This is a genomic window from Kitasatospora sp. NPDC005748 (assembly GCF_040630735.1).
In the GTDB taxonomy this organism is placed as follows: domain Bacteria; phylum Actinomycetota; class Actinomycetes; order Streptomycetales; family Streptomycetaceae; genus Kitasatospora.
Window position 1 is genome coordinate 151,872 of the sequence record NZ_JBEXYD010000003.1, and the last position, 26,113, is coordinate 177,984.

General features: G+C 72.6%; 17 protein-coding genes, 1 tRNA gene and 1 pseudogene. 11 read left to right on the plus strand and 8 right to left on the minus strand.

Features of this window, described 5'->3' with window-relative positions:
* Positions 1 to 58 precede the first annotated feature (58 nt).
* Complete coding sequence (locus ABZ495_RS03805; protein ID WP_329492075.1) at positions 59 to 676, minus strand: response regulator; 618 nt, start codon at positions 674 to 676, stop codon at positions 59 to 61.
* Positions 677 to 810: 134 nt separating this feature from the next.
* Between ABZ495_RS03805 and ABZ495_RS03810 the strand changes: the two genes are divergently transcribed.
* The 3 genes and pseudogenes from ABZ495_RS03810 (at position 811) to ABZ495_RS03820 (ending at position 1,779) form a co-directional block, all read left to right on the plus strand.
* Positions 811 to 894, plus strand: a tRNA-Leu gene (locus ABZ495_RS03810).
* A gap of 99 nt (positions 895 to 993) precedes the next feature.
* A pseudogene (locus tag ABZ495_RS03815) lies at positions 994 to 1,140 on the plus strand (helix-turn-helix domain-containing protein); the annotation flags it as partial.
* Positions 1,141 to 1,305: 165 nt separating this feature from the next.
* Positions 1,306 to 1,779, plus strand: coding sequence for a hypothetical protein (locus tag ABZ495_RS03820; RefSeq protein ID WP_359834400.1), 474 nt, complete (start codon positions 1,306 to 1,308; stop codon positions 1,777 to 1,779).
* A 45-nt stretch (positions 1,780 to 1,824) separates the two neighbouring features.
* Here the strand turns inward: ABZ495_RS03820 and pyk are convergent, their stop codons facing one another.
* Positions 1,825 to 3,255 carry a pyruvate kinase gene (gene pyk, locus ABZ495_RS03825; protein WP_329487191.1) on the minus strand — a complete coding sequence of 477 codons (1,431 nt, stop codon included), beginning with the start codon at positions 3,253 to 3,255 and terminating at the stop codon, positions 1,825 to 1,827.
* Positions 3,256 to 3,521: 266 nt separating this feature from the next.
* On the opposite strand from pyk, the gene ABZ495_RS03830 reads away from it, so the two are divergent.
* From ABZ495_RS03830 to ABZ495_RS03840, 3 genes are all read left to right on the plus strand, one after another.
* The gene (locus ABZ495_RS03830) at positions 3,522 to 4,613 is read left to right on the plus strand and encodes a hypothetical protein (RefSeq protein WP_359834287.1); all 1,092 of its coding nucleotides are present in this window, start codon (positions 3,522 to 3,524) and stop codon (positions 4,611 to 4,613) included.
* Positions 4,614 to 4,695: 82 nt separating this feature from the next.
* Complete coding sequence (locus tag ABZ495_RS03835) at positions 4,696 to 6,348, plus strand: VWA domain-containing protein (protein ID WP_359834289.1); 1,653 nt, start codon at positions 4,696 to 4,698, stop codon at positions 6,346 to 6,348.
* A complete protein-coding gene (locus ABZ495_RS03840) occupies positions 6,335 to 6,859 on the plus strand; it encodes a hypothetical protein (protein ID WP_359834291.1) in 525 nt (174 codons plus the stop codon). Before ABZ495_RS03835 ends, ABZ495_RS03840 begins: the two co-directional genes overlap by 14 nt.
* Positions 6,860 to 6,895: 36 nt before the next feature.
* On the opposite strand, the gene ABZ495_RS03845 is transcribed toward ABZ495_RS03840, so the two are convergent.
* Complete coding sequence (locus ABZ495_RS03845) at positions 6,896 to 10,207, minus strand: AAA family ATPase (protein WP_359834292.1); 3,312 nt, start codon at positions 10,205 to 10,207, stop codon at positions 6,896 to 6,898.
* Between the two features lie 537 nt (positions 10,208 to 10,744).
* Between ABZ495_RS03845 and ABZ495_RS03850 the strand changes: the two genes are divergently transcribed.
* From ABZ495_RS03850 to ABZ495_RS03860, 3 genes are all read left to right on the plus strand, one after another.
* A complete protein-coding gene (locus tag ABZ495_RS03850; RefSeq protein ID WP_329492076.1) occupies positions 10,745 to 11,422 on the plus strand; it encodes a response regulator transcription factor in 678 nt (225 codons plus the stop codon).
* 284 nt (positions 11,423 to 11,706) lie between these two features.
* Positions 11,707 to 13,533 (plus strand): 5'-nucleotidase C-terminal domain-containing protein, encoded by a 1,827-nt coding sequence (locus tag ABZ495_RS03855; protein ID WP_359802444.1) that lies wholly within the window; start codon positions 11,707 to 11,709, stop codon positions 13,531 to 13,533.
* A gap of 104 nt (positions 13,534 to 13,637) precedes the next feature.
* Complete coding sequence (locus tag ABZ495_RS03860; protein WP_359834294.1) at positions 13,638 to 14,207, plus strand: Uma2 family endonuclease; 570 nt, start codon at positions 13,638 to 13,640, stop codon at positions 14,205 to 14,207.
* 88 nt (positions 14,208 to 14,295) lie between these two features.
* Here the strand turns inward: ABZ495_RS03860 and ABZ495_RS03865 are convergent, their stop codons facing one another.
* The 3 genes from ABZ495_RS03865 to ABZ495_RS03875 all read right to left on the minus strand — a co-directional run bounded on the left by ABZ495_RS03865 (position 14,296) and on the right by ABZ495_RS03875 (position 18,044).
* The gene (locus tag ABZ495_RS03865) at positions 14,296 to 15,753 is read right to left on the minus strand and encodes an aldehyde dehydrogenase family protein (protein ID WP_329487198.1); all 1,458 of its coding nucleotides are present in this window, start codon (positions 15,751 to 15,753) and stop codon (positions 14,296 to 14,298) included.
* A 91-nt stretch (positions 15,754 to 15,844) separates the two neighbouring features.
* On the minus strand, positions 15,845 to 16,711 hold the full coding sequence (locus tag ABZ495_RS03870) for a helix-turn-helix transcriptional regulator (protein ID WP_359802450.1): 867 nt from the start codon (positions 16,709 to 16,711) through the stop codon (positions 15,845 to 15,847).
* Between the two features lie 79 nt (positions 16,712 to 16,790).
* Positions 16,791 to 18,044: an MFS transporter gene (locus tag ABZ495_RS03875; RefSeq protein WP_359834296.1), complete on the minus strand. Its 1,254-nt coding sequence runs from the start codon at positions 18,042 to 18,044 to the stop codon at positions 16,791 to 16,793.
* A 73-nt stretch (positions 18,045 to 18,117) separates the two neighbouring features.
* Here ABZ495_RS03875 and ABZ495_RS03880 point away from each other — a divergent pair, with 73 nt between their 5' ends.
* Positions 18,118 to 19,086 carry a DUF5937 family protein gene (locus ABZ495_RS03880; RefSeq protein WP_359834298.1) on the plus strand — a complete coding sequence of 323 codons (969 nt, stop codon included), beginning with the start codon at positions 18,118 to 18,120 and terminating at the stop codon, positions 19,084 to 19,086.
* A gap of 92 nt (positions 19,087 to 19,178) precedes the next feature.
* A complete protein-coding gene (locus ABZ495_RS03885) occupies positions 19,179 to 19,361 on the plus strand; it encodes a hypothetical protein (RefSeq protein ID WP_359834300.1) in 183 nt (60 codons plus the stop codon).
* 196 nt (positions 19,362 to 19,557) lie between these two features.
* Here the strand turns inward: ABZ495_RS03885 and ABZ495_RS03890 are convergent, their stop codons facing one another.
* Both ABZ495_RS03890 and gltB read right to left on the minus strand, forming a co-directional pair.
* Positions 19,558 to 21,018, minus strand: a complete 1,461-nt coding sequence (locus ABZ495_RS03890; protein ID WP_359834302.1) for a glutamate synthase subunit beta — start codon at positions 21,016 to 21,018, stop codon at positions 19,558 to 19,560.
* On the minus strand, positions 21,011 to 25,612 hold the full coding sequence (gene gltB, locus ABZ495_RS03895) for a glutamate synthase large subunit (protein ID WP_359834394.1): 4,602 nt from the start codon (positions 25,610 to 25,612) through the stop codon (positions 21,011 to 21,013). Before gltB ends, ABZ495_RS03890 begins: the two co-directional genes overlap by 8 nt.
* Positions 25,613 to 26,113: the final 501 nt, after the last annotated feature.

Below are 26,113 nucleotides of genomic sequence, written 5' to 3' on the forward strand. Positions count from 1 at the left end.
AAGGGCCCGGCAGCGTGCGCTGCCGGGCCCTTCCACGTGCCTGTCGGCCCACGGGCCGCTACTGCTCGCCCTTGGCCTCGTCGGCCTTCTTCTTGTCCTGGGCCTCGCCCTCTTCGATCACGGCCTCCGCGACCGCGGCCATCGTCATCCGACGGTCCATCGAGGTCTTCTGGATCCACCGGAACGCGGCCGGCTCGTTCAGCCCGAACTTGGTCTGCAGCACGCTCTTCGCCCGGTCCACCAGCTTCCGGGTCTCCAGCCGCTGGGTGAGGTCCTGGATCTCCTCCTCCAGCGTCCGCATCTCGGTGTACCGGGAGACGGCCATCTCGATCGCGGGGACCAGGTCGCTCTTGCTGAACGGCTTCACGATGTACGCCATCGCGCCCGCGTCCCGCGCCCGGTCCACCAGCTCGCGCTGCGAGAACGCGGTCAGCATCAGCACGGGCGCCAGGTGCGCCTCGTGGATCTGCTCGGCGGCGGAGAGCCCGTCCAGGACGGGCATCTTCACGTCCAGGATCGCCAGGTCGGGCCGCAGCTCCTCGACCAGCTTCAGCGCCGTCGCCCCGTCCCCGGCCTCGCCGACGACCGTGTACCCCTCCTCTTCGAGCATCTCCTTCAGGTCGAGGCGGATCAACGCCTCGTCCTCGGCGATCACAATTCGGGTGATCTGGGGCATGTCGGTCTCAAGCGGCTCTGCCTGCTCGTCGGCGGTGCTCACGGGGCTCCTCGTTCCGGCGGGGTACTGCATCAATGAGGGTACCTACACCCACCCGCGGACGCGCACGCGGTATGCTGTCGCAGTCGCACCCGGCCGGGTTGGCGGAATAGGCTTACGCGGATGTCTCAAACACATCTGTCCGAAAGGACATGCGGGTTCGAATCCCGCACCCGGCACTTCAAGCGGTATTCCCGCTGAATGAGGAATTCACCGGATCCGGTGGATGGTCGCGGGATCTCCCGAATGTCACCCGAGCAGCGGACACGCTGAGCGACATGGCTCCCCCCTCAGTGCGCGAACAAGCCGTCCGTCTCCTTCACCAAGGCGTCCGCAACGCCGACGTAGCACGGAGGCTCGGCGTCCCACCCGGCACCGTCTCCTGGTGGAAACACGAAGATCTTGCCAAGCGCGGTACGCCTCCCGGGCGCAAGCGGTCGACCTGCGTCCACTGCTACGGAGACGGGATAAACCGCTCCGCTTACGCCTACCTACTCGGCCTCTATCTGGGCGACGGCCACATCAGCCGACCCAAGCAGCACCGCACGGCGAGCCTGTCCATCTCCTGTGACGACAACTGGCCGGGAATCATGGATTCCGCCGAGAAGGCCATGCGCGAGGTGATGCCGCGCAACAAGCCGTGCCGCGTCCGCCGGACCGGCTCCCACGACGTGAAGCTGTACTCCCAGCACCTGACCTGCTACTTCCCCCAGCACGGCGCCGGCAAGAAGCACGAGCGCCTCATCGCCCTGCAGCCGTGGCAACAGGAGATCGTCGAAGCCCACCCGTGGGAGTTCCTGCGCGGCCTGATCCACTCCGACGGCTGCCGCATCACCAACTGGGCGACCCGCACCGTCAACGGTGTCGTCCGCCGCCACGAATACCCGCGCTACTTCTTCACCAACACCTCGACCGACATCATCGCCCTCCTCACCTCGACCCTCGACGCCGTCGGCGTGCGGTGGAAGACCTCCGTCCCTCGCCCCACCGGCCAGGTCAATGTCTCCATCGCCCGCAAGGCCTCCGTCGCCCTCATGGACGCCCACATCGGCCCCAAGTACTGATGGCGGCGCGCTCCCCCGGAGCGCGCCGCCATCGGCGAAGCCCGGTCAGCTGTCCAGTGTTCCCACGTGGTGGACGCGGACGAGGTTGGTGGAGCCGGCGAGGCCGGGTGGGGAGCCGGCGGTGATGACGACGATGTCGCCCTTGCGGCAGCGGCCGAGGGAGAGCAGCGCGGCGTCGACCTGTTCGACCATCTCGTCCGTGGTGGCGGCGAAGGGGCCGAGGAAGGTCTCCACGCCCCAGGTGAGGGCGAGTTGGCTGCGGACGGCCGGTTCGTAGGTGAAGGCGAGCACCGGGATCGGCGAGCGGGAGCGGGAGAGCCGGCGGGCGGTGTCGCCGGACTGGGTGAAGGCGATCAGGTACTTGGCGCCCAGGAAGTCGCCGATCTCGGTGGCCGCGCGGGCGACGGCGCCGCCCTGGGTGCGCGGCTTGGTGCCGGCGGTGAGCGGCGGGAGGCCGTCGGCGAGGACGTCCTGTTCGGCGGCCTCGATGATGCGGCCCATGGTCCGGACCGTCTCGACGGGGTACTTGCCGACGGAGGTCTCGCCGGAGAGCATCACCGCGTCGCTGCCGTCGAGGACGGCGTTGGCGACGTCGGAGGCCTCGGCCCGGGTGGGGCGGGAGGCATTGATCATCGAGTCCAGCATCTGGGTGGCGACGATGACCGGCTTGGCGTTGCGCTTGGCCAGCTTGACGGCGCGCTTCTGGACCATCGGGACCTGTTCGAGGGGCATCTCCACGCCCAGGTCGCCGCGGGCCACCATGATGCCGTCGAAGGCGTCCACGATGGATTCCAGGTTCTCGACCGCCTGCGGCTTCTCGATCTTGGCGATGACCGGGACGGAACGCCCCTCCTCCGCCATCACGCGGTGGACGTCCTCGATGTCGCGGCCGCTGCGGACGAAGGAGAGCGCGATCAGGTCGGCGCCGGTCCGCAGGGCCCAGCGCAGGTCGGCGATGTCCTTCTCGCTCAGCGCGGGCACGGAGACGGCGACGCCGGGGAGGTTGAGGCCCTTGTGGTCGGAGACCAGGCCGCCCTCGACGACGGTGCAGCGGACCAGCGGGCCGGCCACCTCGACGACCTCCAGGGTGACCCGGCCGTCGTCGACGAGGATCCGCTCGCCGCTGGTGACGTCGGCGGCGAGGCCCGGGTAGGTGGTGCCGCAGATGTTCTGGTCTCCGACGACGCCCTTGTCGGTGGAGATCGTGAACTCGTCGCCGCGTTCGAGAAGTACCGGACCTTCGGCGAAGGTCTCCAGTCGGATCTTCGGGCCTTGAAGGTCGGCGAGCACGCCGACGCTGCGGCCGGTCTCGTCGGCGGCCTTGCGGACCCGGCGGTAGCGCTCCTCGTGCTCGGCGTGGGAGCCGTGGCTCAGGTTGAAGCGGGCGATGTCCATCCCGGCGTCGACCAGCGTCTTGATCTGGTCGTACGAGTCGGTGGCTGGCCCGAGGGTACAGACGATTTTTGCTCGGCGCATACCCCTGAGCGTAGGCATTACCGGCGCGTAACATCGACGCCCGTCCGACCGGCGGGATGACCTTTGCAGGAAGGTGAGTTGAACAATCTGACACCCGCTCGGACTGGTGTGCGCGCGGCACCCCGCGGGCGTCCGCCGATGCGATTCCGTGAAGGGGTGTTCACCCCCGGTTCACCACGCCTTCGACCGCCGCTCGCGGCCCGGCGGGACGCTCGTCACCCGGGCGGGAGCCCGGACACGGGTCCGACGAGGGGGAATCGCCCGGTATGAAGCGTGCGTTCGGGGTGATCGCGGCACTGGTGCTGCTCGGCGGGGTGGCGTTCGCGCTGCTCAAACCCACCGGCCGGGACGATCCGGGCTCGAAGGTCGTCACGGTGACCGGCGTGATCGGCTCCGAGAAGCGAGACTTCTTCAAGGATCCGGACGTCGTGGCCGCGCTGGCGGAGCAGGGCCTCAAGGTCGATGTGCAGACCACCGGGTCGTGGCTGATGAGCGAGAGCGACCTCGGCCGGCTCGACTTCGCGTTCCCGGCCAGCCTGTCGCCGGCCGAGGCGATCCGCCGGCAGCTGCAACTCAAGGACGGGCCGGTCCGCCCGTTCTACTCGCCCCTGGTGGTGCTGGCCCACCAGTCGACGGCCAAGGTGCTGGCGCAGAACGGGCTGGCCTCCCAGGACCAGAACTCCCGGGTGTGGACGTTCAGGATGGACGAGTACGTCAACGTGGTCAGGGCCGGCCGCCGGTGGGAGGAGCTCACCGGCGCGAAGGACCAGGCGGACCTCAGCGGTGCGGTCTTCATGACCACCACGGACCCCGCCGAGTCCTCCTCCGGGGCGCTCTACCTCGCGCTGGTCTCCTACCTGCTCAACAACCACCAGGTGGTGTCGAGTGACGCCGAGGTGCAGCAGGTGAAGGCCGTGCTGTCCTCGCTGACCAGCAAGCAGGGCATCCAGAAGAGCAGCAGCGACGAGCCGTTCCGGGACTTCCTCTCGAACGTGGGCAATCCGCTGGTGCTCGCCTACGAGTCGCAGGCGGCGCAGCTGGCGGTGGAGGGCAAGGGCACCGGCGACATGGTGGTGCTGTACCCGGACACCACCATCTCCTCCGACCACACCATCGTCGGGCGCACGGCGGCCGGGCAGAGGCTGGCCGCGCTGCTGAACGACGACCAGAAGCTCCGCAAGCTGGAGGCCAGGTACGGGTTCCGGCCGCAGTCGGATCCGGCCGCCTTCGGTCTGCAGACCACTGGGCGGGAGAACCCGGCCTTCGCGGCGGACCTGACGGCGGCGCGGGTGAAACAGGCGCCGGTGCCGTCCTCGGAGGCGCTGGCCAAGCTGGTCGACGCGGCGAAGGGGAAGTGACCGGCCGATGGCGGGCGGGACGGTGGCGGGGCGAACGGGACCGCCCGAAGCGGTACACGACGGCACGACGGACGGGGCGACGATGAGGACGACCAGGGTGGGGGCCGCGGCGGGGCGCGGCGGGCGGGTGCTGGTGGCGGGGCTCGCCCTGCTGGTGGCGGCGACGGCGTGCACGTCCTCGCCGGCGCCGGCTCCGCAGCAGGGCGACGCGCCGGCGCCGACCGCGCGGGCGGGGGTGCTGCGGGTGCTGGCCGGCAGCGAACTGCAGGACATGGCGCCGGTGCTGGAGGAGGCGCAGAAGGCGACCGGGGTGACCGTCCAGTTCGCCTGGACCGGGTCGCTGGACGGTGCGGACGCCGTGGCCTCGGGCCGGGCGGACGGCAAGTACGACGCGGTCTGGTTCCCCTCGAACCACTATCTGCGGCTGGACGACGCGGGGAAGTCGAAGCTGCTGTCGGAGACGCCGGTGATGGTGTCGCCGGTGGCGGTGGGTGTGCGGTCGTCCGCGCTCGACGAGCTGGGCTGGGGCGACGGTTCCAAGGTGAGCTGGGGGCAGCTCGCGGACGCGGCGTCGACCGGCAGGCTGGCGTACGGGATGGCCGACCCGTCGCGGTCCAACTCGGGCTTCTCGGCGCTGGTGGCAGTGGCGGCGGCGTTCTCGGGGGCGGATTCGGCGCTCACCGAGGCGGACGTGCGGAAGGCGACGCCGTCGTTGAAGCAGTTCTTCACGGGGCAGAAGCTGACGTCGGGTTCGTCCGGCTGGCTGGCGCAGGCGTACGCGCGGGCGGAGCAGGGCCGGGTCGGGGCGCTGGTCAACTACGAGTCGGTCCTGCTGTCGATGAACAAGACGCTGGCGGCGGACCAGCAGTTGACGGTGATCCGGCCGACCGACGGCGTGGTGTCGGCGAACTATCCGCTGACGCTGCTCAGTTCCTCGGCCGAGCGGGAGCGGGACTCGTTCCGGCGGCTGACCGACTACCTGCTGAAGGACGATGTGCAGAAGCGCGTCTCGAAGTTGACGCTGCGTCACCCGGTGTCGGCGGGGGTGGCGGCGGCGCCGTCGCTGCCGGCCGACCGGCGGCACGAGTTGCCGTTCCCGGGCAGCAAGGCGGTCGCGGACGGCCTGTTGGCCTCGTACCAGGACGAGCTGCGCCGGCCGTCGCGGACGGTGTACGTGCTGGACACCTCGGGGTCGATGGCGGGGGCCCGGCTGGCGGCGCTGAAGTCGGCGCTGGGGCGGCTGACCGGGGCGGAGGACACCCGGGGGGTGCGGCGGTTCCGCAACCGCGAGGAGGTGACGCTGCTGTCGTTCGCCTCCAAGGTGAAGTCGACGAAGACGCACACGGTGCCGGCGGCCGGTGCGCAGCAGGAGCTGGCGTCGATCAACGCGGATGTGCAGGCGCTGTCGGCGGACGGCGGGACGGCGGTGTACAGCTCGCTGCAGGAGGCGTACCGGTTCCTGGACCGGCAGCAGGCGGCGGCGCAGGACGACCGGTTCACGTCGATCGTGGTGATGACGGACGGTGAGAGCAACGAGGGCGCGTCGGACAAGGACTTCCGGAACTTCTACAACGGGTTGTCGGCGGCGCAGAAGGCGGTGCCGGTGTTCCCGATCCTGTTCGGGGACGCGGCGAAGAACCAGTTGCAGGGGATCGCGGAGCTGACCGGGGGCAAGCTGTTCGACGGGACAGCATCGCTGGACGGGGCGTTCGAGGAGATCCGTGGGTACCAGTAACCGCGGGGGTCCGGGCGGGCGGCGGATGGTGGGGTATCTGGAGTCCACCCGCAATCTGGTCGGCTGCGGGGGCGGGGCGGTCGGGCTGGGGCTGCATTTCGCGGGGCTCGGCGGTGCGTGGTGGCCGGGGATCGTGGCGGCGTTGTACGGCGTGGGTGTGCTGCTCGCGCCGGGGCCGCGCCCGGTGACCCCGGGGCGGGTGCCGGACGTGCCGGTGCCGGACGTGCCGGTGCCCGCGCCGCCGGTGCGCTGGGTGGAGCTGGACGCGCTGGCGGGTTATCTGGGGACGGTGGCCCTGCCGTCGTCGGTGAAGCTGGACGACCTGGTGGAGCGGTTGCGGGTGGTCGGTCCGGGGCCGGCGGCAGAGCGGATCGTGCTGCGGCGGCTGCCGGTGGCGGTGGACGGCTATCTGCGGGCGCGGACCTGGGAGCGCTGGACGCCGGACGGGGAGGATCCGCGGGTGGCGCTCGCGCGGGAGGTGGAGCGGATGGCGGCGGTGCTGGCGGGTTGAGCGGGGAGGCCCGCGCCGGGTGCCGGCGCGGGCCGGTCACGTCTCCAGGGCGCCGGCGAGTTCCGCCCGGCGGCGGACGCCGAGCTTGCGGAAGCTGTTGGTCAGGTGGGTCTCGACGGTCCGGACGGCCAGGTGCAGCATGGCGGCGATCTCGGCGTTGGAGTGTCCGGCCGTGGCCAGGCGGCAGATCCGCAGTTCGCTGTCGGTGAGTGCCTCGGCGCCGGCGTGCTCGCCGCGGCCGCGCCGGGCGCCGCTGGCGCGGAGCGCCTCGACCGCGACGGCCCGCAGTCGTATCGCGCCGAGCCGTTCGGCGCGGCCGGCGGCCTCGCGCAGGGCGCGGCGGGCGGCGCCGCGGCGGCCGCCGTCGGCGAGCAGGCGGCCGTGGGTGATCAGTGCGGGGATGAGTTCGGTCTCGATCTCGGCGGTGCGCAGGAGCTCGACGGCCTCGGCGGCGAGGTCGAGTCCGTGGCGGCCGCCGGTGGCGGCGCCGAGGGCGCGCAGGGCGCGGCCGACGGTGCGCGGGGTGCCCCAGATCCGGGCGAGCCGCAGTTCCTCCTCGGCGAGGGCGACGGCCGGGCCGGGTTCGCCGAGGGCGATGTGGCAGTCGGCGGCGGCGGAGCGCCAGGGGGTGACGATGGGGCTGAGGACGTGCCGTTCGCCTTGGCGGCGGCCGCATTCCATCAGGTCGACGAGGGCTTCGGCCGGTTCGCCGGTGGCGAGTCGGAGCAGGCCGCGGGCGTACAGGTACTCGTTCCACTCCCAGGAGCCCTGGGCGCGGTCCGCGGCGACGGCGCGGGCGAGGCCGTGGGCCTGCCAGTAGCGGCCGGTCTCGGTGAGGGCGATGACGGCCTGGGCGACGAGGTGGGCGTTCTGCTGGCCGAGCAGGCCGGCGTAGGTGGCGGGGGCCTGCGCGTCGGCTTCGGCCGGTTCTCCGGGCGCGGTCGCGGCGCCCGGGGTGGTGACGTCGCGGTCCGCGAGGTGCGGGTCCGCGGTGCCCGGGGCGCAGGCGCCCGGGTGGCCCGGTCCGGTGGCGCCCGGGCCGGTGTCCGCCGGTGTCCCGCACCACCAGGACCAGACGGAGCGCTCGTGGCGTTCGGGCCGCTCGGCGCTCTCGCCGCCGGACCGGCCGCGGGCGCCGGTCCGCAGCCCCTGACGGACGGCCTGGGCGGGGGCGGGCGGGGCCGCCTGGGCGGGGGCGGGCGCCGGTCCCGGGAGCGCGGCGGGCCCCGCGCAGGCGGCGGGCGCGGACGCGGCGGCGGCCGACGCGGCGGACGATCCGGTCAGCGCGAGGTCGTCGAGCAGCGCCTGGTACTCGCCGCGCATCACCCGGCTCTCGGCGCGCACGCTCAGCAGGCACTGGTAGCCGGGGTCCAGCGAGGGCCCCCGGTACGCGGCCAGGCCGCGCGCCACCAGCCGGTCCGCCTCGGGCAGCAGGTCCGCCCACTGGGCCAGGGTGGCGGCGGAGACCAGGACGTAGGAGCGGCAGAGCGGGTCGACCGGGGCGTCGAGCAGGTCCTTGACCCGGGCGGCGACCTCGGCCGCGGAGAGCACCCCGCTGGTCGAGTCGAACTCGGTGAGCAGCGCGTACGCGGGCGGTGCGAGCCGGTGCTGGGTGCGGGCGGCGAACCGCTGGACGCCCTCGACCACCTGGAGCCAGCTGTGGCCGTCGTGCGCGGCGATCAGTGCGGCGGCGGCCTGGACGGCGTGGACGAGGTCGTCGCGGTCGGCGAAGCGTTCGGCCAGTTCCTCCATCAGCTCCAGCGCCGCGGGGGCGTCGCCGCGGGCGGCCAGTACGGCGCCGAGCGTGTTGGCGGTCTGGAAGACGCCTTCGTCGGACTGCTGGAGGTGCACGGCCTCGGCGAGGTGGCGGACGCCCGCGGTGCGCTCGGCCGGGCCGAGGGTGACCTCCAGGCCGCCGAGCTCGGTGAGCAGCAGGCCGCGCCGGCGGTCGTTGAGCGGCTCGGTGAGGACCCGGCGCAGCAGGGTGACGGCGTCCTCGGGGCGGTCGGCCTCGGCGGCCTTGCGGGCGGCGCGGCGCAGGGCTTCCGCGGCCCAGCGCGGGGCGGGGGCGGGGGTGAGCAGGAGGTGTCCGGCGACGCGTTCATCGGGTGCTCCGGTGCGGTGCAGGAACTCGGCGGCGGCGCGGTGGACGCGGGCGCGGTGGCCGGGTTCGTGGCCGGCCAGGACGGCGTCGGTGAGCAGCGGGTGGGCGAAGCGGGGCCAGCGGCCGGGGCCGGGGTCGTCGAGCAGCTTCTGGGTGGTGAGCTCGGCGAGCCAGCCGGTGATCTGGTCGGGGTCGGCGCCGGCGAGTTCGGCGAGCATCGGTACCGGGTCGAAGTCCCCGGCGCCGGGCAGGGGGGCGGTGCGGGCGGCGGGGTGTTCCTGCATCCGGGCGAGGACGCGGGCGGCGGTGAGGGCGCGGTCGCCGCCGCCGCGCAGCCACTGTTCGACGGCCTCGGGGAAGGCGCCGCCGGGCATCCGGGCGCAGCTGTCGGGCAGGGCGCGGAGGGTGGTGAGGGCGCGGGGCGCGGGCAGGGCCGGGAGGGCGACGAGGGCGGGCGGGGCGGGCAGGGCGGTGAAGGCGGCGGGGCAGCACTCGTCGGGGTGGTCGCGCAGGTCGGCGAGGAGTGCGGTGAGCAGCAGCGGGTTGCCGCCGGTGGCGCGGACGCAGTCGTCGGCGAGGGCGGGCGGGGCGCCGAGGCCGAGGTGGAGTTCGGCGAGCCGGGTGGCGGCGGTGGTGTCGAGGGGGTCGAGCCGGGTGGTGTCGGCCAGTCCGGGGGGCAGGCCGCGGCCGAAGCGGGCGGGCGGGCTGCCGAGGGCGCTCTGGCGGCGTTCGGTGGCCAGCAGGAGGACGGGCAGCCGGTCGATCCGGCGGGCGAGCTGGAGCAGCCAGTCCCGGGAGGGCCGGTCGGCGAGGTGGATGTCGTCGACGGCGAGCAGGACGGGGCTGTGGGCGGCGTGCAGGCGCAGCAGGGCCCAGAGGTCGGTGTCGGTGTCGGTGCCGGTGCCGGGGGCGGTGCGGCCGGCCCCGGGGGGCGGTGTGCCCTGGCCGGGGGCGGCCTCGAACAGCTGGCGGGCGGCGGCGTAGGGGGTGGTGGCCTCGTCGACGGAGCAGCGGGCCCACAGCACGGTGGTGCCGTGGGCGGCCTCGCGGCGGGCGGCTTCGGCGAGCAGGGCGCTGCGGCCGGTGCCGGCGGCGCCGGTGACCAGTAGGACGCCGCCGGTGCCGGTCCGGGCACGGGTGGCGAGGGCGGCGATCCGGCGCAGCTGGGGGTCGCGGGCCGCGAGGTGCGGTGGTGCGGCGACGGTCCGGTCCTGCTGGTGTCGGCGCGTCCTGACGGTACTCATCTGCTTCCCTCCCGCGACGCCCGCCGATGACCGGACGGGCACTTTTCCCCGTTGTGCAGGGAAACGGCTTGACGCCGTGTCAGCGGCTCGGTTAGAGCTGTGATTCTCGTCGCACCCCTTTCGGAGCCGCTCCGCACCCCACCCCCGCCCGATCCGTCCGGCTGCCCTCCGCGCCCCGCACCGCCCCCGCCCGGGCCGGGGCCGCGCCCGTCGTCCGCGTGTCCGCGCGGCGCTGCGCTGCTCCGTTGCCGTCGGGTGGCCGATCTCGTGGTGGACCACGATGGCCGTGGCCGCCCGTGGCGGGGACCATGGAGCCTACCGGGGGGCCGTCGTCGTTCCCGCATCGCACGCCGCACGCCTGTGCCCGCCGGGCCCTGCAAGGGCCTGGACGCGGCGCACCGGCCGTCCGGCCGCGAGCCGGGGATTTTCCAGGAGGGGGCCAGCTTGACTGTCCTGCACACCGACCACGAACGCCGGGCCGTGCCCAGGCACGCTCCCGCGTCGGCGGGCCAGCGGATGGTGCCGCCGCAGCGTCCGATGTCCGCCCGGCACGTCGCCCCGTCCGCCGCTCCCCCGTCCAGCGGTGGCCGGACCAGCGTCGTCGTCCAGGCCGCGGACCCGATCTCGCGGGCCGGGGCGGAGGCGCAGCTGCGCCGTCACCCGGGGCTGGAGCTGTTGGATCCGGCGCCGGGTGCGCCGACCACACCGGGGGCGGTCACCGTGCTGCTGGCCGAGTCGGCGGACGCCGCCGTGATGGCGAACCTGCGGCGGCTGGTGCGCGGTGCCGAGCAGCGGGTGGTGCTGGTCGTCGAGCGGATGCGCGAGGCCGAGCTGCTGGAGGCGGTGGAGTGCGGCGTGGCCGCGATCATCTGGCGCCGGGAGGCCACCGCCGAGCGGCTGGGCCGGGCGGTGCTGGCGGCGGCCCGGGGTGACGGTGATCTGCCGGCGGACCTGCTGGGGCGGCTGATCAGCCAGGTGGGCCGGTTGCAGCGGAGCGTCCAGGGGATGCCGGGCCATGCGCCGTCGGGGCTGTCCGAGCGGGAGTCGGACGTGCTGCGGCTGGTCGCCGAGGGCTGGGACACGGGTGAGATCGCGGCCCGGTTGTCGTACTCCGAGCGCACGGTCAAGAACGTCCTGCACGGGTTGACGACCCGGCTGCAGTTGCGCAATCGGGCCCACGCGGTCGCCCACGCGGTCCGCGAGGGGTACATCTAGGCCCCGCGCCCGTCCTTCGGCCACCCGCCCGCCGCGTCCGTCCGCCGGCGCGGCGGGTGGCCGCTTTTCCGGCCGCGGCGGGTGACCTGTTCCGCGGCCGCGGCGGGTACGGTGCGCGATGCCGGTGCGGCGGTGTCACGAACGAGTCGCCAAGATCTCACCTGCTGGAAACGTTTCGGGGCTACCCATCGGCCGGGTCGCGCGGCACACTTCTACGCGCGTACCTCTACGCGCGTCACCACACCTGACGACCCATTCGCCGTCCCCACCCGGGAGAGCCGTCCATGCCTCTGAACCGTCGTGACTTCGTCGCCCGGTCCGCCGCCACCGCCGCCGGCGCCGCCCTGGCCGGCGGCGCCGGCCTCGTCGCCGCCACGCCCGCCGCGGCGGCGGGCCCGGACGAGGCCCGCGCCAAGGGGCGGGCCAAGAAGCAGGCCTTCACGGTCATGGGCACCACCGACCTGCACGGCCGGGTGCTCAACTGGGACTACTTCACCGACGCGGTCTACGCCGACAAGGCGCACAACGAGGTCGGCCTCGCCAAGATCTCCACGCTGGCCAAGCAGGTCCGCGAGGAGAAGGGCTGGGACCGCACCCTGCTGATCGACGCCGGCGACACCATCCAGGGCACCCAGCTGACCTACTACTACGCCCGGGTCGACCCGATCGCCACCGAGGCAGACACCGCGCCCGAGCACCCGATGGCGCTCGCCATGAACACCATGGAGTACACGGCCGCGGCGCTCGGCAACCACGAGTTCAACTACGGCATCGACACCCTGCGCGCCTACGAGGAGCAGCTGGACTTCCCGCTGCTGGGCGCCAACGCGCTGAACGCCCGCACCGACAAGCCGGCCTTCCCGCCGTACGTGATCCGCAAGCTGCGGCTGGGCAACGGCCCGGCCCTCAAGGTCGGCATCCTGGGCCTGACCAACCCGGGCATCGCGATCTGGGACAAGGCTAACGTCGCCGGCAAGATGACCTTCCCCGGCATCGTGGAGACCGCGAAGGTCTGGGTGCCCAAGGTCCGCGCGGCCGGCGCGGACGTCGTCGTGGTGGCCTGCCACTCCGGCATGGACGAGGCCACCTCCTACGGCGACCAGCTGCCGTGGGCGGAGAACGCCTCGGTCGCGCTGGCCGAGCAGGTCGCGGGCATCGACGCCGTCCTGGTGGGCCACGCGCACAAGGAGATCCCGCAGCGGCTGGTCGTCAACAAGGAGACCGGCCGGACGGTCGTGCTCTCCGAGCCGCTCTGCTGGGGCCAGCGGCTGACCTGCTTCGACTTCGAGGTGGAGCTGGACAACGGCGCCTGGAAGGTGGTCTCGCTCTCCTCCCGGGTGCTGAACTCCAACACCGTCCCGGAGGACCCGGAGATCGTCGGCCTGATGACCGACCAGCACAAGAAGGTGGTCGAGTACGTCAACCAGGTCATCGGCACCGCGAAGATCGAGCTGTCGATCGCCGAGGCGCCGTTCCGGGACGTCCCGATCATCGACCTGATCGGCCGCGTCCAGGCCGACGTGGTCAAGGAGGCGCTGGCCGGCGGCCAGTACGCCAAGCTGCCGGTGCTCGCGCAGGCCGCGCCCTTCAACCGCACCGCCGTGATCCCGTCCGGCCAGGTCAAGCTGCGCGACGCGGCGGGCCTGTACATCTACGAGAACACCCTGGAGGCCCGCATCCTGACGGGCGCCCAGCTCAAGGACTACCTGGAGTTCTCGGCCCGGTACTACAACCAGCTCGCCCCGGACGCGCCGGTCGACAAGGCCACCCTGACCAACGCGCAGAACACCCCGGACTACAACTACGACTCGGTGTACGGCCTGGGCTACGACATCGACATCGCCCAGCCGGCCGGCTCGCGGATCGTCAACCTCACCTTCGAGGGCAAGCCGGTCGACCCCGCCGCCCAGTTCGTCCTCGCGGTGAACAACTACCGTGCCAACGGCGGCGGCAACTTCCCGCACGTCGCGGCCGCCCCGAAGGTGTGGGCCAACTCGGACGAGATCCGCAACGCGATGATCGCCTGGGTGAAGGCCCGGGGCGTCATCGACCCGGCCGACTTCGCCGCCGAGTCCTGGCGCCTGGTCCGGGCCGGCCGCCCGGTGTTCTGACCCCGCCCGCCCCACGACCGCCGCGACCGCCCCGCCACCCCTTCCCCGGTGGCGGGGCGCCCGCGTCCGGCCCGGCGGGCCCGTCGCGGTGGGAGGATGGCGGCATGACCGAGTTCCGTGTCCCCGAACGACATGCCCAGCTCCTGGCGTACGCGCAGGGCCTGACTCCGCCGTCGGGGTGGAAGATCGAGATCTCCGGCGACGAGATCATCATGATGGCGGGGCCGTCGGTGATCCACCAACGCAACCTGCTGATCGTCCGGGAGCAGTTCGACGCGCACCGGCCGTCCGACCTGATGCCCAGCGAGAACACCGACCTCGCCTCGCCGAACGTCGGCAAGCTGCGCAATCCGGACCTCACCTACATCCCGGTCTCGGTGGTCGAGCTCGCCGGCAACGACGTCCCGGCAGAGCTGGCGGCGATCGCGGTCGAGATCGTCTCGCCCTCGAATCCGGAGAACGACCTGGTCGGCAAGGTCCGCGACTACCCGCTGATGCAGATCCCGCTGTACCTGGTGATCGACCCGCGCGACGGCACGCTCACCCTCCACTCCGAACCCGGCAACGGCGTCTACCGCCGCCGGTGGAGCGGCGGGTTCGGCGACCGGGTGCCCGTCCCGGAGCCGTTCGCCTTCGAGCTCACCACCACCGAGCTGATCCGCTACCCCCGCTGAGCCCGGGCGCCCGCGCGGCGGGCGGGGCCCCCGCCACCGGTGGTCCGGGTGGCAGGGCGCCCGCGTCCGGCCCGGCGGGCCCGAGGGGTCAGAACGGGAAGCGGCTGCGCCCGTGCTGGATGGAGATCCACTTCACCGTGGTGAAGGCGTCCACCGTGGACTCGCCGTTGAGGCGGCCCACCCCGGAGTTCTTCTCGCCGCCGAACGGCACCACGGCCTCGTCGGCGATGGTCCCGTCGTTGACGTGGATCATGCCGGTCTCGATCCGCTGCGCCACCCGCACACCGCGCTCCACGTCGGCCGTGTGCACGGCGCCGCTGAGCCCGAAGGGGGTGTCGTTGGCGATCCGGACCGCCTCGTCCTCACCGTCGAACGGCACCACCAGGACGACCGGGCCGAAGAGTTCGCGCTGCAGGATCGGCGCGCCGGCCGGCAGGCCGCCGAGCACGACCGGGTCCATCAGGCTGCCGTTGGTCTCACCGCGCAGCAGGGCGGTGGCCCCGCCGGCGATCGCCTGGTCGACCTGGGCGGTGATGGCGTCGGCCTGCACCGGGTTGATCAGCGGGCCGATCTGGGTGGCCGGGTCCTTCGGGTCGCCGACCCGCAGCGTGGCGACCTTGCGGACGAACCGCTCGGTGAACTCCGCCTCGACGCTGCGGTCGACCAGCACCCGGTTGGCCGCCATGCAGACCTGGCCCTGGTGGGCGAAGCGGCTGAACACCGCGGCGTCGACCGCGTAGTCCAGGTCGGCGTCGTCGAGCACGATCAGCGCGCTGTTGCCGCCGAGCTCCAGCACCGTGCGCTTGAAGTGCGAGGCGGCGACGGTGGCGACGTGCCGGCCGACCTTGTCCGAGCCGGTGAAGGAGATCACCTTGGGGACGGGGTGCTCGATGAAGGCGTCCCCGATCTCGGCGATGTCGGTGATGACGACGTTCAGCAGACCGGCCGGCAGGCCCGCCTCCTCGAAGATCCTGGCGATCAGCGTGCCACCGACCACCGGGGTCTCCTGGTGCGGCTTGAGCACCACGCCGTTGCCGAGCGCGAGGGCCGGCGCGACCGCCTTCAGCGACAGGAACAGCGGGAAGTTGAACGGGCTGATCACACCGACCACCCCGACCGGGAGGCGGTACAGGCGGTTCTCCTTGCCCTCCACCGGCGAGGGCAGCAGCCGGCCCTCGGCGCGCAGCGACAGCTGCATCGACTCGCGCAGCATGTCCTTGGTGAGGGAGAGTTCGAACCCGGCCTTGAGGGCGGTGCCGCCCAGCTCGGCCATGATCGCCTCGGTGATCTCCGCCTCGCGCTCCTCGACGATGCGCAGCGCGCGCTCGAAGACCAGCCGGCGCGCGTAGGGGTTGGTGGCGGCCCACTCCTTCTGCGCCCGCTCGGCCGCGCGGTACGCCCGGTCGACCTCCTCGACGGTGGCGACGGTGATGGTGGCGAGCTTGTCGCCGGTGTAGGGGTCGACGTCGACGATGTCCCAGGAGCCGCTGCCGGTCCGCCACTCGCCGTCGATGTACTGCAGCGCCAACTCGGAAAGGTACGACATCTGATCCCTCTCGTGCTGATTCGGGAAAGCTGCGGGAAAGCCCGCAGGCTCTCCTCGATCAGATCTGATCAGGGCTCATCGTACTGACGGCTCACAGTTCTTGGCGTACGGAGCGAAGAAGTTCCCGGGTCAGCTCGGGGGTGAGGCTGTCGGCCACCAGACCGTCCGCCGCGCCGGAGTACTCGGCCACCTCGGCGGGCTTGTCCAGGTAGAGCGCGGTGGTGAACTGCTCCAGGTAGACGACGTCCGCGAGCTCCGGTTCGGCGAAGCTCAGTACCGAGAAGGCGCCGCCCTCGGCGCGCAGCCCGCCGAAGCGCAGCGGCATCACCTGGAGCACGACGTTGGGCAGTTCGGTCAGCTCCAGCAGCCGGTCGATCTGCGCCCGCATCAGCTCGGGCCCGCCCCAGGGGCGGCGCAGTGCGGCCTCGTCCAGGACGGCGAGCAGTCGCGGCGCCCGGTCGGCGGTGAGCACCCGCTGGCGTTTCAGCCGGACCTCGACCCGCCGCTCGACCTCGTCGGCCTCGGTGACGTGGCCGCCGTGGGTGATCACCGCCCGCGCGTAGTCGGCGGTCTGCAGCAGCCCGTGGACGAACTGCACCTCGTAGCTGCGGATCTCGGTGGCGGCCTCCTCCAGGCCGAGGTAGGTCTGGAACCAGCCCGGCAGCACGTCGCCGTAACCGTGCCACCAGGAAGTCGCGTTGGCGTCGCGGACCAGCCCGAGCACCGAGGCCCGCTCCTGCTCGGCCTCGACCCCGTACAGCGTGAGCAGGTCGGCGACGTCCCGCTCCTTGAAGCCGACCCGGCCGAGTTCCATCCGGCTGATCTTCGACTCGGAGGCGCGGATCGAGTACCCGGCCTCCTCCCGGCTGACGCCTCTGGCCTCCCGCAGCCTTCGCAGTTGGGACCCCAGTAGCAGGCGCCGTACCGTGGCACCTCCGCCTGCCTGAGTCATGCTCATCGCGTCACCCTCCGCACGTCGCGCAGCCCCCCGGCCGTCGGCCGCAGTCTGCCATCTGACACGGACAAACAACAGTCCGTCAGCGATCGCGTTCCAGGCGTAGCAGCCCGGGTACCGCGGCCAGGCTCAGGACCAGCAGGAACAGCCACGGCCAGGCGGCGCCGCGCCCCAGCAGCAGGGTGAGCAGGGCGGGAGCGACGGCCTGGCCGATGTTCCAGGACAGTTGGTAGACCGCCAGGTAGCGGCCGCGCAGCCCGGGTTCGGCGAGCGAGACGCTGAGCTCCTCCCGGAAGGGGGTGGCCATGGTCTCGGCGAGGTTGTAGAGGAACATCGCGGCGTAGAGCGCGGCGAGGACGGCCCAGCCGGGGGCGGCGGCCACCAGGGCGAAGCCGCCGAAGGCGAGGGCGTTGAGGAGCGAGGCGGCGGTGAGCACCCTGGTCGGCCGGAACCGCTCCAGCCGCCCGGCCACCAGGTTGCCGGTGAGGACGACCTGGAGGCCGTTGAGCACCAGCAGCGAACCGGCCACCCAGGCCTCGCGGTGCAGGCCCTCGGTGAGGTAGACGGCGAGCAGCATGCTCAGGATCATCGAGCCGAAGACGAAGGTGAGGTTGACGGCGACCAGCAGCAGGTACCGGCGGTCGCGCAGCACCGCGCGGTAGCCGCCCGCCTCCTCGGCCGGGGCCGCCACCTCCGCCGGGGCCGTCTCCTCCGCCGGCGCGGCCGCCGGGGCCGGCCGCCAGGTGGCCAGCAGGACGGTCGCGACGACGTAGCTGACGCCGTTGAGCGCCACCAGCAGCCGCAGGCTCCCGGTGCCGCCGCCGGCCACCAGGAGGGCGCCCAGCGCCCCGCCGAGGCCGAGCCCGGCGTTGCGCAGCGTCTGCACCAGCGCGAACCAGCGGGTCCGCTCCCCCTCGGCGGAGGCCAGCACCACCAGGCCGGTGCTGGCGGTCCAGTAGGCGACGTGGCCGATCTGGGCGAGCAGGCAGACCAGCACGATCTGCCAGAGCTGCTGGGCGAGCAGGTAGCCGCCGAAGGCGAGCGCGGAGAGCGCGTTGCCGGCGGCCGCCACCACCCGGGCCCCGTAGCGGTCGATCAGCGGGCCGACGCCGATCGCGGTGGGCAGGGCGAGCAGCCGGGCGGCGGTGATCGCGGCGCCGACGGCGGCGACGGCCAGGCCGGTGGTGCGGGCGAAGTAGACGAGGGTGAAGGCGAGGATCAGCCCGGTGCCGAGGCTGTCGATCAGGTGGGCGCCGACCAGCCCGGTCCGGCCGGAGGTGTCCGGCAGGCCCAGTCGGTCGCGCAGCGGGGCGGGTGTGGCGGTCGCGGTGGTCATGGCCCCAGGTTCTCGGGCATGATCATCCCTGCCCAGAGATTCCATCCTGCTCGAATCCTCGCCGGAGGCCGCCATGCTCGTCTGGGAGTTCTCGGCCCAGGACCTCGCCCGGACGCGCTTCGCCTGCTCCCCGCTGTCCGAGGTCGCCACCAGCGTCGAGGTGCTGAAGGAGCCGGGCCGGCACGCCGTCCACCTGCCGTGGGTGCGGCAGGCCCGGCGGCGGCTGGAGGGCGTCGGCTGGGAGCTGCTGTCCGAGCTGATCCGGCTGCCCACGGTGTACGTACCGGACTTCCTGACCCCGGTGCCGACCCACTCCTCGCCCACCATCGAGCAGTCGGTGGCCGCGCTGGCCGCCACCGACCCGGCCGTCGTCCGCCGGGACCTCGACCGGCTCGGCGGGGAACTCCCGCCACTGGTCGCCGAACTGCGGGCCGATCCGGAGGCGGGCACGGCCCGGCTGGCCGCCGAGGTGCGGGCCTACTGGACGGCGGCGATCGCCCCCCACTGGCCGCGCATCCAGCGCCTCACCGAGGGCGAGATCCTGCGGCGGGCCCGCCAGATGTCGGCGGGCGGCCCGGCCGCGCTCTTCGCCGACCTGCACCCCCAGGTGAGCTGGGAGCGCGACACCCTGCGGATCGACCACCGCCGGGTGGACGTGCAGCGACGGCTGGACGGCGAGCGGGGCCTGGTCCTGGCCCCCACCGTGTTCGCCTGGCCGGGCGTCTTCTCCCAGCGGAACCCGCCCTGGCAGCCCGGCCTGGTCTACCCGCCGCGGGGGGTGGCCACGCTCTGGGAGACCTCCGGCGCCACCGTGCCCGACGGCCTGGCCCGGGTGATCGGGCGGACCAGGGCCCGGCTGCTCGCCGAACTCGACGCACCCGCCTCGACCACCGAACTCGCCGCCCGGACCGGCCTGTCGGCCGCCAACGTGTCGCACCACCTCACGGCCCTGCGCGGAGCGGGCCTGGCCGCCCGCCACCGCGCCGGCCGCACCGTCCTCTACCTGCGCACCGAGGCCGCGGAACTGCTGCTGCGCGGCTGAGCCCCGAGAACCGCCGCCGCGCGGCTGAGGCACGAAGACCGCCGCGCGGCCGGGGCCCGGAACCGCCGCGGCCTCCGGCCCGTCCAAGCGCCATGCGCCGACGCCGCCCGAGCCCCGCCGCCCTGCTGCTCACCGTGCTGGCCCTCACGGCCCTGGTGTTCGCCGTCCTGACGGTCACCGCCGGGGGGAACGAGCGGGGGCTGCCGCCCCGGCCCGGCGATCCCGGCCTCCCCCGCCCCACCGTCACGATCGCCCCGGCGACGCCCCGGGTCTGAACCGCCACCGCGGCGGGCGCACGAAAGCGGCACCTGCCCTCAACTTGGTCGGGGAGAGGGCAGGCGCCGTGGGACCGCGTTTGGCCCGGCGACACTGGCGGGAGGAGCGGCTCGTACTCCCGGCGTTGCGGTGCCGGGCGCTCTGGGGGTGGACGGGTCCACCGGCGGGAGTGGCCGCCGGCGGTCCGGCCGGGGATCAGACCACCAGCGGGCGGTCCGTCGGGCGGATCGGGGCGGGCAGCGGGGTCTTGCCGCCCAGGTACCTGTCCACCGCGGCGGCGGCCGAACGGCCCTCCGCGATGGCCCAGACGATCAGCGACTGGCCACGACCGGCGTCCCCGCAGACGTAGACGCCATCGACATTGGTGGCGAACTTCCCGTCCCGGGCCACATTACCCCTAGCGTCCAGGTCGACGCCAAGCTGCTCGACCAGGCCGTTCTTCACGTCCGTGCCGGTGAAGCCCATGGCCAGGGTGACCAGCTGGGCCGGGATCGCCCGCTCGGTGCCGGGGACCGGCTCGAAGCGGCCGTCCCGGAACTCGACCTCGACCAGGTGCAGCTCCTGGACGTTGCCGTCCTCGTCGCCCGTGAAGTGGGTGGTGTTGACGGCGTAGACCCGCTCGCCGCCCTCCTCGTGGGCCGAGGTGACCTTGTAGGTCATCGGCATGGTCGGCCAGGGCTGGTGGCCGGGGCGCTCGTCGCTGGGGCGCGGCATGATCTCCAGCTGGGTGACCGAGGCCGCCCCCTGGCGCAGCGCGGTGCCGAGGCAGTCCGCGCCGGTGTCGCCGCCGCCGATGACGATGACGTGCTTGCCCTTGGCGCTGATCGGCGAGTCGACGAAGTCGCCCTCCTGCACCTTGTTGGCCAGCGGCAGGTACTCCATCGCCTGGTGGATGCCCTTGAGCTCGCGCCCGGGCACCGGCAGGTCGCGGGCGGTCGTCGCACCGGCGGCCACGACCACCGCGTCGAAGCGCTCGCGCAGCTGCTGGCCGGTGATGTCCTCGCCCACGTGGACACCGGTGCGGAACCGGGTGCCCTCCGCCCGCATCTGCTCGATGCGGCGGTTGATGTGGCGCTTCTCCATCTTGAACTCGGGGATGCCGTAGCGCAGCAGGCCGCCGACGCGGTCGGCGCGCTCGTACACCACCACGGTGTGCCCGGCCCGGGTGAGCTGCTGGGCGACGGCCAGGCCGGCCGGGCCGGAGCCCACCACGGCGACCGTCTTGCCGGAGAGCCGCTCGGGGATCTGCGGCGTGACGCCGCCCCGGTCCCAGGCCTTGTCGATGATGGTGACCTCGACGTTCTTGATGGTCACCGCGTCCTGGTTGATGCCCAGCACGCACGCGGACTCGCAGGGAGCCGGGCAGAGCCGCCCGGTGAACTCCGGGAAGTTGTTGGTCGCGTGCAGCCGCTCGATCGCGCCGACGAAGTCGTCCCGGTAGGCCAGGTCGTTCCACTCGGGGATGAGGTTCCCGAGCGGGCAGCCGTTGTGGCAGAACGGGATGCCGCAGTCCATGCAGCGGCCGGCCTGCTTGCTGATGATCGGCAGGAGGCTGCGTTCGACGTAGACCTCGTTCCAGTCCCGCAGACGGACGTCCACGGGCCGGCGCTCGGCCAGCTGCTTGCCGGTGGTCAGGAAGCCCTTGGGGTCAGCCACGTGCCGCCTCCATCATCTTGCGAGTGGTCTCGGACTCGGAGAGTCCATCGCGCTCAGCGGCGTCCTTGGCGGCGAGCACAGCCTTGTAGTCGGTCGGCATGATCGTGGAGAAGCGGGAGACCCCGCTGCCCCAGTCGGCCAGGAGCTCGGCGGCGACGGTGGAGCCGGTCTCCTCGTAGTGCTGCTGCACGGTCTCCCGCAGCCATTCGCGGTCGGCGGCACTCGGGGCCTCGATGCCCACCATGCCGTCGTTGACGTTCGCGGGCCGCAGGTCCAGCACGTAGGCGACGCCGCCGGACATGCCCGCCGCCAGGTTGCGCCCGGTCTCGCCGAGGATGACGACCCGGCCGCCGGTCATGTACTCCAGACCGTGGTCGCCGACGCCCTCGACCACCAGGGTGGCACCGGAGTTGCGGACGGCGAAGCGCTCGCCGGCCTTGCCGCGCAGGTGCACGCGGCCGCTGGTGGCGCCGTAGCCGATGGTGTTGCCGGCGATCACGTGGCTCTGCGCGTCGGCGCCGATCGCGGCCGCCTCGCGGGCCGGGCGGACGATCACCACGCCGCCGGAGAGGCCCTTGCCGACGTAGTCGTTGGCGTCGCCCTCCAGGCGCAGCGTGATGCCCTTCGGCAGGAAGGCGCCGAACGACTGCCCGGCCGAGCCGGTGAAGGTGACGTCGATGGTCCCCTCCGGCAGGCCCTCGCCGCGGTACCGCTTGGTCACCTCGTGGCCGAGCATGGTGCCGACCGTGCGGTTGACGTTGCGGATCGGCAGCTGGATGCGGACGGCGTCGCCGCGCTCCAGGGCGTCCTGGGCGAGGTCGATCAGCTGGTTGTCCAGCGCCTTGTCGAGCGCGTGGTCCTGCGTGGTGGTGCGGTGCAGGGCCGCGCCCTCGGGCAGCTCGGGGACGTGGAACAGCGGCGCCAGGTCGAGCCCGGCGGCCTTCCAGTGCTCGATCGCGGCCTGGGCGTTGATGTGCTCGGCGTGGCCGACCGCTTCCTCGATCGAGCGGAAGCCCAGCTCGGCGAGGATCTCGCGGACCTCCTCGGCGATGAACTCGAAGAAGTTGACGACGAACTCGGGCTTGCCGGAGAAGCGCTCGCGCAGCACCGGGTTCTGGGTGGCGACGCCGACCGGGCAGGTGTCCAGGTGGCAGACGCGCATCATGATGCAGCCGGAGACGACCAGCGGGGCGGTGGCGAAGCCGAACTCCTCGGCGCCCAGCAGCGCGGCGATGACGACGTCGCGGCCGGTCTTCAGCTGGCCGTCGGTCTGCACCACGATGCGGTCACGCAGGCCGTTGAGCAGCAGGGTCTGCTGGGTCTCGGCGAGGCCGAGCTCCCAGGGACCGCCCGCGTGCTTGAGCGAGGTGAGCGGCGAGGCGCCGGTGCCGCCGTCGTGGCCGGAGACCAGCACGACGTCCGCGTGCGCCTTGGAGACGCCGGCCGCGACCGTGCCGACGCCGACCTCGGAGACCAGCTTCACGTGGATGCGGGCCGCCGGGTTGGCGTTCTTGAGGTCGTGGATCAGCTGGGCGAGGTCCTCGATGGAGTAGATGTCGTGGTGCGGCGGCGGGGAGATCAGGCCGACACCCGGGGTGGAGTGCCGGGTCTTGGCGACCCACGGGTAGACCTTGTGGCCGGGCAGCTGGCCGCCCTCGCCGGGCTTGGCGCCCTGGGCCATCTTGATCTGGATGTCGTCCGCGTTGACCAGGTACTCGGAGGTGACGCCGAACCGGCCGGAGGCGACCTGCTTGATCGCCGAGCGGCGCTCGGGGTCGTAGAGGCGGTCCGGGTCCTCGCCGCCCTCACCGGTGTTGGACTTGCCGCCGAGCCGGTTCATCGCGATGGCCAGCGTCTCGTGCGCCTCCAGCGAGATGGAGCCGTAGGACATGGCACCGGTGGAGAAGCGCTTGACGATCTCGGAGACCGGCTCGACCTCGTCGACGGAGATCGGGGTGCGGCCGAGGGTGTCGAGGCGGAACAGGCCGCGCAGCGTCATCAGGCGCTCGGACTGCTCGTTCACCCGGTCGGTGTACTGCTTGAAGATGTCGTACCGGCGGTTGCGGGTGGAGTGCTGCAGCCGGAAGACGGTGTCCGGGTCGAACAGGTGCGGCTCGCCCTCGCGGCGCCACTGGTACTCGCCGCCGATCTCCAGCGCGCGGTGCGCGGCGGGGATGCCGGAGGCGGGGTACGCCTTGGCGTGGCGGGCGGCCACCTCCTTGGCGATCTCGTCGAGGCCGATGCCGCCGAGCTTGGTGGTGGTGCCCGCGAAGTAGGCGCCGACCAGCTCCTGGGAGAGGCCGATCGCCTCGAAGACCTGCGCGCCGCGGTAGGAGGCGACGGTGGAGATGCCCATCTTGGACATGACCTTGAGCACGCCCTTGCCGAGCGCCTTGATCAGGTTCTTGATGGCCCGCTCGGGCTCGACGCCCTCGATGAAGACTCCCTGGGCGACGAGGTCCTCGACGGACTCCATGGCCAGGTACGGGTTGACCGCGCCGGCGCCGTAGCCGATCAGCAGCGCGACGTGGTGCACCTCGCGGACGTCGCCGGCCTCGACCAGCAGCGACACCTGGGTGCGCTGCTTGGTGCGGATCAGGTGGTGGTGGATCGCGGAGGTGAGCAGCAGCGAGGGGATCGGCGCGTGCTCGGCGTCCGAGTGCCGGTCCGAGAGCACCACGATCCGGGCGCCGTCGGCGATCGCGGCGTCGGCCTCGGCGGCGATCTCGGCCAGCCGCGCGGCCAGGCCCTCGCCGCCGGTGGCGACCTTGTACAGGCCGGAGAGCGTGACGGCCTTGAGGCCGGGCTGGTCCCCGTCGTGGTTGATGTGGACGAGCTTGGCCAGCTCGTCGTTGTCGATCACCGGGAAGGTGATGCCGACCGAGCGGCAGGAGGCGGCCTCGGCGGTCAGCAGGTTGCCCTCGGGGCCGAGGTTGCTCAGCAGCGAGGTGACGAGCTCCTCGCGGATGGCGTCCAGCGGCGGGTTGGTGACCTGCGCGAAGAGCTGCACGAAGTAGTCGAACAGCAGCCGCGGCTTCTCGGAGAGCGCCGCGATCGGGCTGTCGGTGCCCATCGAGCCGAGCGCCTCGCCACCGGTGCGGGCCATCGGCGCGAGGATGACCCGCAGCTCCTCCTCGGTGTACCCGAAGGTCTGCTGGCGGCGGGTCACCGACGCGTGGGTGTGCGCGATGTGCTCGCGCTCGGGCAGCTTGGCGAGCTGGATCTGGCCGCCGTCGACCCACTCCGCGTAGGGGTGCTCGGACGCCAGCGCGGACTTGATCTCCTCGTCCTCGACGATGCGGTGCTCCGCGGTGTCGATGAGGAACATCTTGCCGGGCTGCAGCCGGCCCTTGCGGGCGACCTTCTCCTGCTCGATGTCGAGCACGCCGACCTCGGAGGAGAGGACGACCAGGCCGTCCTCGGTGATCCAGTAGCGGGCCGGGCGCAGGCCGTTGCGGTCCAGCACGGCGCCGATCTGGGTGCCGTCGGTGAAGGTGACGCAGGCCGGGCCGTCCCAGGGCTCCATCAGGTTGGAGTGGTACTGGTAGAACGCGCGGCGGGCCGGCTCCATGGTGGCGTGGTTCTCCCACGCCTCCGGGATCATCATCAGCACCGAGTGCGGCAGCGAGCGTCCGCCGAGGTGGAGCAGCTCCAGGACCTCGTCGAAGGAGGCCGAGTCGGAGTGGTCCGGGGTGCAGATCGGGAAGATCCGGTCGAGCCCCTGCCCGTTCTTGTTGGCCGGGATGAGGTCGGTGGCGAGCTGGGACTCGCGGGCGGTCATCCAGTTCCGGTTGCCCTTGACCGTGTTGATCTCGCCGTTGTGCGCGACGAAGCGGTACGGGTGGGCGAGCGGCCAGCTCGGGAAGGTGTTGGTGGAGAAGCGCGAGTGCACCAGGCCGAGCGCGGAGGCGTAGAGCCGGTCCGACAGGTCGGGGAAGAAGGGCTCCAGCTGGCCGGTGGTCAGCATGCCCTTGTAGACGATGGTGCGCGCGGAGAGCGACGGGAAGTACACGCCGGCCTCGCGCTCGGAGCGCTTGCGGACGACGAAGGCGAGCCGGTCGAGGGTGATGCCCTCGCTGCCGTCCTTGGCCAGGAACACCTGGCGGAAGCGCGGCATCACCGAGCGGGCGGTGGCGCCCAGCAGGTCGGGGGTGACCGGGACGTCGCGCCAGCCGAGGACGGTGAGGTCCTCCTCCGCGGCGATGGCCTCGATCTGCGCGACGGCGGCGGCGGCGGCCGCGTCCTCGTCGGGCAGGAAGGCGATGCCGACCGCGTAGGAGCCGGCGGCGGGCAGCTCGAAGGAGACCTTGGCGCGCAGGAAGGCGTCGGGGACCTGGGTCAGGATGCCCGCGCCGTCACCGGAGTCCGGCTCGGCGCCGGTGGCACCCCGGTGCTCCAGGTTGCGCAGGACGGTGAGCGCCTGCTCGACGATCGTGTGGTCGGCGATGCCGGTCAGCGTGGCGACGAAGCCGACGCCACAGGCGTCGTGCTCGTTCCTCGGGTCGTACAGGCCCTGAGCAGCAGGTCGCGCATCCGGAACGAGCGCGTACGGCGGGCGGGCGGCGCCGGCCTGGGGCTCGTTGGCGGAGTGCATGGATGCAGACAGCATCGGCTCTCCCGTCGTCGTCTTGAGCAATGAGCTTCGTGCAATAGGGACGACGTTGGCCCTCTGCGATTTCGTGCAGGTTACATGATGCCGGAGATCCCGAGAAGTGGAACATCTCGTCCATATGGCGGACATGACCCCAGGTCAGGGGCTATTACCGGCGAGTAGTGCGAGCGGGAGGAGTCGGTTTGCCGACTGCGCGCTCCCTCCAGTGTGCCCGTGCCGCGGAGGACCGAAACGGGACCGAAATCCCCCGTCGACAAGATCGCCACGATCGCGCCTGCGATTCGATCCTCCGGGGCCGATCGGACCGAAGGAATCCTCGGACCGGCGGCTCTTCGGCCGATACTAGGGCGACCGCACAACCGGGCCCATGTGCGGAACGTCACGCGCTGCACGGCATAACCATGCAGCCTGCTGTAGCAATCGACGATTCCCCGGCCCCGGCCGCCCCAGACCCCTGGCGGGCCCCGGTCAGCGGCCCCGGTG